This is a genomic window from Rivihabitans pingtungensis (assembly GCF_003201855.1).
GTDB lineage: Bacteria > Pseudomonadota > Gammaproteobacteria > Burkholderiales > Aquaspirillaceae > Rivihabitans > Rivihabitans pingtungensis.
On record NZ_QJKI01000004.1, the window covers coordinates 67,503 to 79,747 of the forward strand.

Annotated in this window: 13 protein-coding genes and 1 tRNA gene; 3 read left to right on the top strand and 11 right to left on the bottom strand. The window is 63.2% G+C overall.

Annotation, left to right across the window (positions count from 1 at the left end):
* Nucleotides 1–19: 19 nt before the first annotated feature.
* Nucleotides 20–910 (bottom strand): alpha/beta hydrolase family protein, encoded by an 891-nt coding sequence (locus DFR34_RS04540; RefSeq protein WP_110389982.1) that lies wholly within the window; start codon nt 908–910, stop codon nt 20–22.
* 13 nt (nt 911–923) lie between these two features.
* Complete coding sequence (hemN, locus tag DFR34_RS04545) at nt 924–2,336, bottom strand: oxygen-independent coproporphyrinogen III oxidase (RefSeq protein ID WP_110389983.1); 1,413 nt, start codon at nt 2,334–2,336, stop codon at nt 924–926.
* 96 nt (nt 2,337–2,432) lie between these two features.
* On the opposite strand from hemN, the gene fnr reads away from it, so the two are divergent.
* Nucleotides 2,433–3,191: a fumarate/nitrate reduction transcriptional regulator Fnr gene (gene fnr / locus DFR34_RS04550; RefSeq protein WP_110390101.1), complete on the top strand. Its 759-nt coding sequence runs from the start codon at nt 2,433–2,435 to the stop codon at nt 3,189–3,191.
* A gap of 147 nt (nt 3,192–3,338) precedes the next feature.
* Complete coding sequence (locus DFR34_RS04555; RefSeq protein ID WP_110389984.1) at nt 3,339–4,313, top strand: NAD(P)/FAD-dependent oxidoreductase; 975 nt, start codon at nt 3,339–3,341, stop codon at nt 4,311–4,313.
* A gap of 90 nt (nt 4,314–4,403) precedes the next feature.
* Here DFR34_RS04555 and DFR34_RS04560 read toward each other — a convergent pair whose 3' ends face one another.
* The 3 genes from DFR34_RS04560 to DFR34_RS04570 are packed head-to-tail and all read right to left on the bottom strand — an operon-like array spanning nt 4,404 to nt 7,791.
* A complete protein-coding gene (locus DFR34_RS04560) occupies nt 4,404–5,375 on the bottom strand; it encodes a sensor histidine kinase (protein ID WP_110389985.1) in 972 nt (323 codons plus the stop codon).
* An 8-nt stretch (nt 5,376–5,383) separates the two neighbouring features.
* Entirely contained in the window at nt 5,384–6,805 is a 1,422-nt protein-coding gene (locus DFR34_RS04565; RefSeq protein WP_110389986.1) for a nickel-dependent hydrogenase large subunit, read from the bottom strand.
* A complete protein-coding gene (locus DFR34_RS04570; RefSeq protein WP_110389987.1) occupies nt 6,802–7,791 on the bottom strand; it encodes an NADH-quinone oxidoreductase subunit B family protein in 990 nt (329 codons plus the stop codon). Before DFR34_RS04570 ends, DFR34_RS04565 begins: the two co-directional genes overlap by 4 nt.
* 171 nt (nt 7,792–7,962) lie before the next feature.
* Here DFR34_RS04570 and DFR34_RS04575 point away from each other — a divergent pair, with 171 nt between their 5' ends.
* The gene (locus tag DFR34_RS04575; RefSeq protein ID WP_110389988.1) at nt 7,963–9,114 is read left to right on the top strand and encodes a pyridoxal phosphate-dependent aminotransferase; all 1,152 of its coding nucleotides are present in this window, start codon (nt 7,963–7,965) and stop codon (nt 9,112–9,114) included.
* A 390-nt stretch (nt 9,115–9,504) separates the two neighbouring features.
* Here DFR34_RS04575 and DFR34_RS04580 read toward each other — a convergent pair whose 3' ends face one another.
* The 6 genes from DFR34_RS04580 to DFR34_RS04600 all read right to left on the bottom strand — a co-directional run bounded on the left by DFR34_RS04580 (nt 9,505) and on the right by DFR34_RS04600 (nt 12,229).
* Nucleotides 9,505–9,945, bottom strand: coding sequence for an ATP-binding protein (locus tag DFR34_RS04580; protein WP_158281733.1), 441 nt, complete (start codon nt 9,943–9,945; stop codon nt 9,505–9,507).
* Nucleotides 9,946–10,259: 314 nt separating this feature from the next.
* Nucleotides 10,260–10,589 (bottom strand): H-NS histone family protein, encoded by a 330-nt coding sequence (locus tag DFR34_RS04585; protein WP_110389990.1) that lies wholly within the window; start codon nt 10,587–10,589, stop codon nt 10,260–10,262.
* 326 nt (nt 10,590–10,915) lie between these two features.
* Nucleotides 10,916–11,158: a hypothetical protein gene (locus DFR34_RS17075; RefSeq protein ID WP_158281734.1), complete on the bottom strand. Its 243-nt coding sequence runs from the start codon at nt 11,156–11,158 to the stop codon at nt 10,916–10,918.
* Between the two features lie 332 nt (nt 11,159–11,490).
* Nucleotides 11,491–11,567: transfer RNA gene (locus DFR34_RS04590), tRNA-Pro, on the bottom strand.
* 58 nt (nt 11,568–11,625) lie between these two features.
* Complete coding sequence (locus DFR34_RS04595; protein ID WP_110389991.1) at nt 11,626–11,955, bottom strand: MerR family transcriptional regulator; 330 nt, start codon at nt 11,953–11,955, stop codon at nt 11,626–11,628.
* Complete coding sequence (locus DFR34_RS04600; protein ID WP_110389992.1) at nt 11,927–12,229, bottom strand: integration host factor subunit alpha; 303 nt, start codon at nt 12,227–12,229, stop codon at nt 11,927–11,929. The genes DFR34_RS04595 and DFR34_RS04600 overlap by 29 nt, the downstream gene beginning before the upstream one ends.
* Nucleotides 12,230–12,245: the final 16 nt, after the last annotated feature.

Genomic DNA, 12,245 nt, shown 5'->3' on the forward strand with positions numbered 1-12,245 from the left:
TGTGAATTGGCCGATTCGCTCAGCAGGCAGCGGAGTGGGCGGCAATAAAATGCTGAATCTGCGCCACGCAGCCGGGCAGGTCGTCGGCGTGTTCGTGGTCGCCGGGCAGGCAAAGCAGCTGAGTTGGGACGTGGCGGGCGGCGGCCTGCAAGCGGCGGGCGTCGTCTGGCGGAATGGTGTCGTCGCGCTCGCCATGAATCAGCAACACCGGGCAGCGTAGGTGCGGCATATGCGCCAGCGGAGCGATGTCGTCAAAGCGATGGCCAATGATGTGCTGAATCTGCGCCAGCAGCCAGCGGCCCAAGGGCCAATAGGGGATGCGTTTGCTGGCCAGCCAGCGGTGCATCAGCTCACCGGGGTGGGCAAATGCCGACAAACTGACCACGCCGGCCACCTCGCCCGCCCGACGGCGCGCCGTCCACAGGCTGGCGGCGGCGCCGACTGAATGGCCAATCAGCCAGCGCGGCGCGCCGTGCGCCCAGTCTTGCCCGGCCAGCCAATCCAGCGCGGCTTCGATGTCTTCGGCAAAGCGCGGCAGCGCGCTATAGCTGTCGTCGTCGCTGTGGCCATGGCAGCGGGCATCCCAGGCCAGCACGCCATAGCCGGCGGCGTGCAGCGGGGCAATCAGCGGCAGCAATTGCGCGGCGCTGCCGCCCCAGCCGTGCACAAACAGCAAAACCGGCGCGCCCGGCCGACCTGGCGGGCTGTGCCAGCCGGCCAGGCTCAGCCCGCCCACGGTAGCAATGCGGCAAGGCTGCAATATGCCCTGTGCTGGCGGCAGCGCGCACGGCAGGCGCACCCGCTCGGGCGTCAGGCTGCGCCGCAGCCGGTTCAGCAGCGCGGCGCGCAAGGCGCGGCCGGCGGCTGGCGCAGCGGCCAGCGCCAGCAGGGGCCACAGCCAATCGGGCATCAGTCGGGTGGAGTCAGATCACGCGGGAGTAACGCGCCTGCGCCTGTTTTTCGCGCAGGTGGCGGTCAAACACCATGGCGATGGTGCGGATCAGGAAACGCCCCTTGGGGGTGACGGTGATCCATTCTTTGTCCATGGTCAGCATGCCGTGGGCTTCGTACTCGGCCAGTTTTTCCAGCTCGGGCGCAAAGTAGCCGGCAAAGTCGATGGCGTGAACTTCTTCGATGGCTTCTTTGGACAGGGCAAACTGGCACATCAGCCGCTGAATGATGTTGCGGCGCAGGATGTCATCTTCGGTGAGCACCATGCCGCGCAAGGTGGGCAGGCGGTCGGCGTCCAGCGCGGCGTAGTATTCGTCCAGCGTGCGCACATTCTGGCTGTAGGTCGGGCCGACCTTGCCGATGGCCGACACGCCAATGCCGATCAGATCATGGTCGGCGTGGGTGGAGTAGCCCTGGAAGTTGCGTTGCAGCCGGCCTTGCTTGAGCGCCACGGAAAGATCATCATCCGGCTTGGCAAAGTGATCCATGCCGATGAACACATAACCGGCGTCGGTCAGCCGGCCCACCACGGCTTGCAGGATGTCCAGCTTGACCTTGGCGCTGGGCAGTTGCGCTTCATTGATGCGCCGCTGCGGCATGAAGGCATGCGGCAGATGAGCGTAGTTATAAATGGCCAAACGGTCTGGATCCATGGCCAGCACACGCTCGACGGTGCGCATCACGCTGGCTTCAGTTTGCAGCGGCAGGCCATAGATCAGATCAATGCTGACCGACTTGAAGCCACAGGCGCGGGCGGTATCGATCACCAGCCGGGTTTCTTCCTCGCTCTGAATGCGGTTGACCGCCTGTTGCACTTCCGGCTCAAAATCCTGCACCCCTACCGACATGCGGTTAAAGCCCAGTTCGGCCAACAGGCGCACGGTGTCGGCAGTGACTTTGCGCGGGTCGATCTCGATCGAGAATTCGCCGCCAGTCACCAGATGAAAGTGCTGGCGAATCGCCGCCATCAGCCGGGTGAGCTGGGCGTCGTTCAAAAACGTGGGTGTGCCGCCGCCAAAATGCAGCTGCGCCACCTCGCGCACACCGCCTCCCATCGTCTGTGCGTGCAAAGCCAGCTCTTTTTCGACATAATCCAGGTATGTATCTGCTTTGGAGCGATCCTTGGTGATCACCTTGTTACAAGCGCAGTAGTAGCAGACGGTGTTGCAAAACGGCAGATGCACATACAGCGACAGCGGCCAGGCGCTTGCGCCGATCTGCCTCTGTTGCAGCCAATGTCGATAATCCCGCTCGGTAAAACCGTCGTGGAAACGATCTGCCGTTGGATACGACGTGTAGCGCGGGCCATAGCCGTCGAGATTTTCAATCAGTGCGCGATCGAACTCACAGCGAGTCGGCGCCAACGTAATATTTGTTGCAGTCATCACAAAATTCCTTGGGCAGGTTGCAAACTTTGCAACAAACCTGTTAAGTATGGTTTGACATGCATCAAGCTCGGGTCACCGTTCATGCGAAACACCATGGTTGAACACACCAATATTCCGATTCACACCCTTAAGGTGTCCTGCTCGAATTGCAGTTTGCGCGAGCTTTGCCTGCCTGTGGGCCTCAGCCGCGAAGAAATGTCGCAGCTGGACGCCGTCATCCGGCAGTCGCGCCGGCTCAAGCGCGGCGAGTATTTGTTCCGCGCCGGCGAGCCGTTCAAGTCGGTTTTTGCCGTGCGCACCGGCTTTTTCAAAACCTGCGTCGGCAGCCATGACGGCCGTGAGCAGGTCACCGGCTTTCATATGTCGGGCGAGCTTTTGGGGCTGGATGGCATCTCGGCCAACGCCCACGGCTGCGACAGCATCGCGCTGGAAGACAGCGAAGTCTGCGAACTGCCGTTCTCGCGCATGGAAAGCCTGGGCCGCGACATCCCCAGTCTGCAACACCATTTTTTCCGTTTGATGAGCCGCGAAATCGTGCGCGACCAATCGGTGATGCTGCTGCTGGGCAATATGAAGGCCGAAGAGCGCCTGGCGGCGTTTTTGCTGAACCTGTCGCTGCGTTTTTCCACCCGCGGCTTTGCCGCCAATGACTTCATCCTGCGCATGAGTCGCGAAGAAATCGGCTCTTTCCTGGGGCTGAAGCTGGAAACCGTCAGTCGCACGCTGTCGCGCTTTCAGGCCAATGGCTGGATCACCGTCGAGCACAAGCACATCCAGCTGGTGCAGCCGACCGCACTGAAAGAGCTGATTTCCGGCTGCTCGGGCAACACCCAGCAAACCCACGCCATGTAATACCACATTGGCCTGAACACACCAACGCCACGCCCCCGCTTGATGCGGGGGCGTGGCGTTGGCATTTTTGCAACATATTTGTACTGTACAAAAACACCTGGCCGGCGCACAATTTTGTCTGGATTATTTACCCAGTCGAGCCCCACCATGCAATACACCGACATCGCCGTGATTGGCGCCGGCCTGGCCGGCGTCAGCTGCGCCCGCCAACTGGCCGCTGCCGGCAGCCAGGTGACCGTGTTCGACAAAAGCAAGGGCATGGGTGGACGCATGGCCACCCGGCGCGGCGATGGCTTCAGCGTGGACCATGGCGCGCAATACTTCACCGCCCAGCAGCCGGATTTTCACGCCGAAATCCACGCCTGGCAGGCGGCTGGCCTGTGCGCGCCGTGGCAGGCGCGGCTGGTGCAACATCGCCCAACCGGCCCGGTGGACGGCTACCCGGAGCACCGCTACGTCGCCACGCCCGGCATGAGCAGCCTGTGCCGCGCGTTGGCGGCGGCGCTGCCCGTGCAACTCAATCACCGGCTGACCGCGCTCCAGCGCCAAGCGGACGGTTGGCAACTGAGCTTTGCCGACCAGCCCAGCTGGCGCGCCCGACAGGTGCTGCTGGCGGCGCCTGCCCCGCAGGCCGCAGCGTTGCTGGACGCCGCGCCGGCCTTGCGTGCGCTGGCCGCCGGCGTCGAGATGGAAGCCTGCTGGGCGGTGATGCTGCACGCGCAAGCGCCGCTGGAGATCGGCTTTGACGCCGCCTGGGTGGAGCACGGCCCGCTGCGCTGGCTGGCGCGCAATAGCAGCAAGCCCGGCCGCAGCGGCGCAGAAAGCTGGCTGCTGCACGCCACCCCGGCCTGGAGCGCCGCCCATATTGATGCCCCGGCTGATGAAGTCGCCGGCTTGCTGCATGCGGCGTTTGCCGAACTGGTGGACAGCGCCGTCGATGCCCGCAACCGCAGCGCGCACCGCTGGCTATACGCCCAGGCCGCGCAGCCGCTGGACATCGGCAGCGCCTACCAAGCTGAACTGGGCTTGGGCCTGTGCGGGGATTGGTGTCTGGGCACGCGGGTGGAAGACGCCTGGCGCAGCGGCCGTCATCTGGCCGGGCAGCTGCTGGCGGCATCTTGAGCGGCGAGCCGGCTCACCGCATTGGCTTGGCCCAGCCAAGCACCGCGCACAACATGTTCGGCACATCCCTGGCCAGGGGGTTGAGCGACGCTAATTAGCCAGCGGTAGCCGCAGAGTAAAGCGCGCGCCGCCTTCTGGCGCATTATCCGCCCGCAGTTGGCCGCCGTGCTGCTCGACAATGCCAAAGCTGATCGACAAGCCCAGCCCGGTGCCTTCGCCCACTGGTTTGGTGGTGAAAAACGGCTCGAACAGCCGTTGCTGCACCTCTGGCGACAGGCCCGGCCCATTATCCGCCACGGTGACGGTGGCCCAGCCATCAGCCTCGGTCAGTCGCACGCTGACGCGCGGGGCCGGGTGGTGGGCGGTGGCGTCCACGGCGTTTTGCACCAGATTGATCAACACCTGCTGAATCCGCCCGGCGGCGCCGCACAGCATCACCGGCGCGTCTGGCGCGTCCAGCAGCAGCTGCACATGTGCCGGCGCGGCTTTTTCCACCCAGTGCGCCGAGCGGCGCACGGCATCAGCCAGGTCAAAGCGCTCGGCGCCGCCCCGGTCGGTGGCGGAAAAGCGCTTGAGGCCATCGACAATCGCCGCCGAGCGTTCGGCGCCTTCCATCAAGCCTTCAATCAGCGACGGCAAATCGGCCAGAATGGCGTCGATGCGCAGCCGTTTGCGCAGCGCCTGCACCGCTGGGCTGGCGGCTTCGGCGTGCACGGCGTTCAGGTATTCGCCCAGATGACGGCCATAGCGTTGCATGGCGTGGGCGTTGCCCAGCACAAAGCTGATCGGGTTGTTCAACTCATGCGCCACCCCGGCCACCAGCCGGCCCAGCGAGGCCATTTTTTCTGCCTGCACCAGCTGCGCCTGGGTGCGCTGAAGCGCGTCGTGCGCCTCGGCCAGCTCGGCGTGCTTGGCCTCCAGCGCCTCTTGCGAGGCCACCAGCTCACGAAACACTTCGTCCATCTTGCTCACTACTTCGCCCCAGGCCACCGGGTCGAGGGCGTCGTCGTCAGGCAAATGGGCGGCGCGGATGGCAGCCGGGGTCAGGCGGGGCGAGGTCATGGAGGTTCCTAATGCACCGTGCACACCATGCACGGGTCAAACGAGCGCACCACGTGCTGCACGCTCAATTCGTGGTCGGCCACGCCTTGCAGCGCGGTTTCCAGCGGGCCGGGCATGCCGTGGGCGTCGCGCGGCGAGAAGTTCCAGCTGGTGGGGGCGATGATCTGGTAGCGGGTGATCTGGCCGTGTTCCACCGTGGCCCAGTGCCCCAGCGCGCCGCGCGCCGCTTCGGTCAGGCCGGCGGCGCAGCCGTCCACCGCGTCGTGCGGCGCGGCGGCGATAAAGGGCGCGGCCAGATCCAGTTCGCGCAGCCAGCGCTCGATGGCGGCCAGCAGCCAGGCGGCTTCAAACTGGCGGGCCAGCACGCGGGTGAGCACCGAGCCGCCGTGGGCGGCCACCAGCGCGCGCAAGCAGCCTTGCCCGGCCAGCAGCTGGCGCGCCAGCGCGCCGGTTTCGGCGGGCAAGCCGTCGATGCGCGGGGCTTTGTTCCAGCTGTAGGCACCGTGCTTGTGCGGGTTGGGGCGGGTGTCGCCTTCGGCCGGGTGGCGGGCGGGGGCGTTTTCGTACCAGCTGTGGCTGACGTCTTCTTGAATGCGGCGCAGATTCAGCGCCTGCGCCGCGCCGTCGCGCCACACGCCGGCCGGCCAGGGGTGTTCGCCGTCGCAACCGTAGGCGGCAAACGCCAAAAAATGATCGTGCGCGCGGCCAAGTTGGGCAAAGCCCAGCGCGTCGGCGGCGCGCAGCCAGCGGCCGCTGTCGCCGCCAGCGGCGCGCAGACGCTCCAGTTGGTCGGGGTGGTCGATGGCCAGCATGGCGTCGATCGGCAGGCCCAGTAAGGTGATTTCGACAAAGCGGCGCACTTCGGCCAGCCAGCCCAATAAGCGCAGCCGCTCGGCGGCGTCCACCGTGCGGGTGACGCCGCCGGCTTGCAGCGCCAGGGTGTGCGGCCAACGCCCGGCCAATAGGCCGACAATGCGCAGCAGGGTGGCGCGCGCCGCCAGCCATTGCCGCGCCGCCGGGCCGCCGCTGGCCAGCCGCGCCGCCCAGTCGGCATGCCAGGGCTGGCCGGCGTAGTCGGCGTGGGCCAGGTCTGGGGCAAAAAACAGATAAAAATGGGTGAGATGGTCGGCCAGGTTTTCGCAGGCGTGGACGATGTTCATCACCCGCTCGCCATTGGCCGCCGGGCGCGCGCCGCTGAGCGCCTGCATCAGCCGCACCGCCGCCACCGATTGCGACACCGAGCAAATGCCGCAAATGCGCGGAACCACCACCAGTGCATCGGCCAGCGGCCGGCCAACCAGCGCGCGCTCAAAGCCGCGATATAGCGGGCTGGTGACCTGCGCCTGGGCGACGCGGCCGTTTTCCAGGGTGAGGTTCACCGCCAGATCGCCTTCCACGCGATTGAACGGGCCCAGAATTTTGCGGCTCATCGGCGTTTTCCTGTGGGCGGGGTGGGGGCGATGTCCAGCCGTTCTGACTGGGCGTTGTGGCGCAGCCGCGCCGGGGTGGCCGATTTGGACAAGGCCGACAGGGCGACAAACCAGGCTTTGGGCATGTCCGACGGCAAAATGGTCGGCAAACCGGCCAGCCGGGGCGTGGTCAGCGGCTGGCGGTGGGCGGCGGCAAAGTCTGGCGCGGTGCAGTCGATGCAGGAAAACCCGCCCTTCAGGCAAGAGCTGGCGCCATGCCAGGGGCGGATATTGCAATCAGCGTGCGCCAGCGTGCCGCGACAGCCCAGGTGTTCGATCAAACAGCCTTGTTGGCCCAGCGCGTGGGCGGTGGCCTTGAATTCGTAAAATTCATTGCGCGGGCAGCCGTGATGCACCAGCCGGTCGGCGTAAAAGCGCGGGCGCTGCAAGCTGTCCAGCCCGCTGGCTGGCAGCGCGTCGGCGGCCAGCAAGGCCAGGGTGTCCAGCACCCAGCCGGGGTGGGTGGGGCAGCCGGCCACATTCACCACCGGCAGGCCGCTGGCGGCGACAAAGCTGGCGCCCAGCAAACCGCCGGGGGTTTCGCCGTCAAATTGCAGGCCGCGCCCGCCAATGCCGGCGTCGTCAGCGGCGCCAACGCCGCCAAACGCGGCGCAGCCGCCCACCGCGACCACATGGCGCGCCACCCGCGCCAGCCGGCCCACCCGCGCCGCCATCGGCTCGCCGCCGCCCAGCGTCTGGCACTGGCCGGCAAAGGCGGTGAGCAGCGCGCCTTCCACGCACAGGATGTCCAGCGTTTGCGCGCCGGCTTCCATGGCGTCCAGCATCGCCAACAGCTGGGCGCCGCCCAGCGCCGACAGCGAGGGGTGCCACAAGAGTTCAATGCCGGCCAGCTCCAGCGCGGTCAAACAATCTGGCGCTTCGGCAGTCAGCAGCGACATCGAGCAGCCGCCACAGCCGCCCGCGCCCAGCCAGACCAGGGTTTTCATTGGCGTTCGCCGGATTCAAGTGATAACCGGCAAATTATACCGGGATGCGCGCGCCGGCCGCAGATCGGGTGAAGTTTATTCCGCCATGCGGAATTTAAGCCCAGGATTTTGCCGCTGGCGGTTGGCGCGGCGATTGGCCGGCGTATAATCGGCTTTTTGCAAAGGTGTTTTATGGCTGTCGCCCACCGTCTGGACCACATCGCCCCATTTCATGTCATGGCCATTCTGGAAAAAGCCAAGGCGCTGGAGGCGGCCGGGCATGACGTGATTCACATGGAAATCGGCGAGCCGGACTTTCCCACCCCGGCGCCGATTGTCGCTGCCGGCATGGCCGCCTTGCAGAACGGCCGCACGTTTTATACCCCTGCGCTGGGCATTCCGGAATTGCGCCAGGCGATTGCCCGCTTTTATCAGCAGCGCTATGGCGTGGACGTGCCGGCGCGGCGTATTGTGGTGACGCCGGGTGCGTCTGGCGCGCTGCAACTGGCGCTGGCGGCGCTGGTGAATCCGGGCGAGCAGGTGTTATTGCCCGACCCCACCTACCCATGCAATCGGCATCTGGTGAGCCTGGTGAATGGCGAGCCGGTGAGTATCCCGGTGAATGCCGACAGCGGCTATCAATTGCAGGCCGAAGATATTGCCCGCCATTGGTCGGCCAATACCGTGGCGGCCATGATTGCCAGCCCGGCCAACCCCACCGGCACGCTGATTGCCCCTGACGCATTGCAGCAATTGCATCAGGCGGTGCGCGCGCAAGGCGGGGTGTTATTGGTGGACGAGCTGTATCATGGCCTGACCTATGACGGTGATGCACACACCGCGCTGGCGGTGAGTGATGATATTTTTGTGGTGAACAGTTTTTCCAAGTATTTCCAGATGACGGGCTGGCGGCTGGGCTGGCTGGTGGTTCCCGATGCCTATGTGGATGCGGTGACCCGGCTGGCGCAGAATTTGTTTTTGTCGCCCTCCACCCCGGCGCAATATGCGGCGCTGGCGGCATTTACGCCGGAAACCCAGCTCATTCTGGAAAGCCGCCGGGCAGAATTTCAGCGCCGCCGCGACGCGCTGCTAGCAGCATTTGCGCCACTGGGCTTTAAGTTTCCGGCGCAGCCGCAAGGCGCATTTTATGTGTATGCCGATGTCTCGGCGCACACCGACGACAGCTTTGCCTGGGCCGAGCAGATTTTGCAGGATGCCCATGTGGCGATTGCCCCGGGCCGCGATTTTGGCCAGCACCAGGCCGCCCGCCATGTGCGCCTGGCTTACACTACCTCTGAGGCGCGCTTGCGCGAGGCGGCGGCACGGATTGCCGCGTGTCTGTAAAAGCCGCCAAGCAGATTGGCGGATGGTAAAAAAGCCCGCGCAGGCCTGGCCCTGCGCGGGCTTTTTCATCAGTTCACCGGGGCAAGATTATTGTTTGCCGGTTACATGGGAAACAACCATAAACTGTGGTATGAATACAACATTTTATGTCTGGTATGTCATGCTGCCTCATCAGCATGCAAAACCACATGGCAAGTATCTCAGCAGATTCGAAGACAAAATCCAGCAAAGCGATCTTGCTCAAGCATGTGGCCATTGCATAGCAAAGTCGTCGGCATGTTTTGTCCGTGGTGCTCAGCGCCGCTCACAACACCCTCTTGGTGTCGTGGCGCGGCGGTCTGCAGCCGCACGGCTGACCAGGCGCGCTTTGCTGAGTTTTGTGAGCGACGCTTAATCTTCGTCGTCCAGCACGGGACGGGTACGAAAACGAGTGAGCTTGAGCCGGTTTCCGCTGGGATGTGGCAAGTATTCCAGCGCGTCAACCATGGCGCGTACCAATTCGAATGCCTGCAAGGTATCAGCCTGGCCTGGCAGGGCCTGTGTGCCCACCCAGGGCGGCCCTTGATCGTGGATGCACACTTGTATGCGATCGGGCGAATCCAGGCATTCCAGCTCGAACTGGGCCAGCGCCGGCGTACCGGCATAGCGCAGCACGGCAGAAATAGCCTGCACCACGGCCATATTGATGGCATAGGCGGCATCTGCGCTGGCGCCGGCCTCACGCGCGGCAGCCTCAACTGCAGCGCCCAATAACGGCAAGTGGCGACGATGCGCCGGAATGCTCAAGCTCAGCACACGCAGGGAGGGATCGTGCGGCGCAGAAAATTCCATCTTCAACAGCTCCTGAAAGTACCTGATTGGTCCGAGCGCGCGTACGGCGCACATCGGCAAACGGGCATCCCTTGCGCATCTTGCATATTGGCAGAGCAGCGCCAACATTTACGCACAATGAATGACATACATTCAGTGTAGCGGGTTATCAGGGCGATTCAAGCCGCAAAAGCGACATTCGGCATGCTTCTGGCTTGCCGGCATGACAAAAGCCGCACCGCAGAAGAGGCATGTTGAGGAAATGGACAGACAATAAAACGCCACGCGCCGCAACCGTGAACACGGAGCGGCGCGTGGCGGCAAGGCGGGGAAAATCAGGCCTTGTTGATCAGCAGCTCTTCCAGGGTGCCACCGTTGGCTTGGTGCTCTTGCACCCAAACCGGCTGACGGCCACGGCCAGTCCAGGTTTGTTCCGGATCTTTCGGGTTGATGTACTTGGGCTCAACCACGCGACGCGGAGCACCTGCGCCAGCCTTGGGCGAGGTGAACAGTTCATCCAGATCAAAGTTGAAAGTGCGAGCGATTTCGAGAATCTTCTTGCGGGCGGCGGCTTTTTCTTCCTGCTCGCGCTTTTTCAGCTCGACTTCGAGTTCGACTTTCAGTTGCAGCAGTTCTTGGAAGGTGAAGGTCTGGAAATCAACCATTGTTTAATATCCTTGGGTCAGTGTGTCGGGGGCATTTAATGTCCCTATTAAATTAGCCAATTCATCATGGTTTCGTCAAGCATTTTATTTAATGTCAAGCCGGATAAAACTCCGGGCAGGAAAATTTTTCCTGGTCAGACCTTGAGCCACACTGGCAATGGGCGTGTTAAATAACGTGAAGAAACAGATCTGAATAGGTGAATCTACCTGTCTGGCCAGACTAAATGATTTAACTACCCTCAGCAGGGATTCTGCCTGGCTGGTCGGAGTGTGACACGAGCCAGCGTATTTAGCGCGGCTCACAAAACCCAGCGCTGCGGTTCTGCTTAGGCGTACGACCACAGAAGCAGTACACCAAGGATGGCAAGATCACACCACAACACCAGAAAAGTGTTGTGAGCGGCCTTTATCCAGGTCAGCAAAGCATGGCCGCTCAGGGAAAGCGATGGATTTTGTGGTTTCTGAGAGAGAAACAAAAGCCAGCAGCGCCAGCACAGCAGATAATCGTGCCACACACTCACTCGGTTTATCACGGTATTGCGCGATGGCGCCGCCGTGATGGCGAGCATAAGGTCCTTAGACAGGCCAGTCGAAAAGAGTTCATTTTCTGTAAAAGCGCTGCCAGGTGAATACCGCTTGGCTCGCATGCCACAGCCGCTGATGGCAAGGCCCGATGCTGATGGCAAGCCGGCCAGAATGTGGCTTAGCGTCGCTCACAAAACCCAGCGCAGCGATCCTGCGCTAGGTGCACGACCGCAGACAGTACAGAAGTACGGCAAGGTTGCGCAGCAACGCCAGCAGGGTTTTGTGTGCGGTTCTTAATCCAGGGTTGCCATGGATACGACGACAGGCCATACAGACATGAAAAAAGCCGACAGAACACTGTCGGCTTTTTTGAATTTGGTCGGAGTGAGTGGATTCGAACCACCGACCCTCTGCACCCCATGCAGATGCGCTACCAGGCTGCGCCACACTCCGTACAACAAGAGCGCAATTATAGCAGCACAATTTCTGCTGCGCTAGCCCCCAGTGACAATCAGATATCCAGCCAGGCCAGAATCGAGGCCAGTTCAGCCCGCAGCGAGCTGGCGCCCAGCCGGCCATTGGCCGTGGCCGGCGCGGGTGTCGTTGCCGGACGGCTGGCCAGCAAGGCATTGCGCATGCGGCGCACCAACAGTACCTCGTGATGCTGATAATGCCGGCGTGGCCGGGCTTGCGCAGCCAGGCCAGGCGGTGCACTGGCCAGCTCCCACTGGTGCAGTAACTCCGGCGTCAGCCCGGTCAGCTCGCTGACTTCGCTGATGGTGAAATACCGTTTACCGGGCACCGGCGGCAGATCAGGCGTGCTTGGACGCGTAGTGGTCATCGACCATTCCCTTCAGCTTTTGGCTGGCGTGGAACGTGACCACCCGGCGCGCGGTGATGGGAATCTCCTCGCCGGTTTTGGGGTTGCGTCCCGGACGCTGCGGTTTGTCGCGCAGCTGGAAATTGCCAAAGCCCGACAGCTTTACGGCATCGCCTTCTTCCAGCGCCACGCGAATTTCTTCAAAAAACGACTCCACCATATCTTTGGCTTCGCGTTTGTTCAAGCCGACTTTGTCGAATAGCAAATCGGCAAGTTCAGCCTTGGTCAGTGTCATGCTTACCCCTTAATCA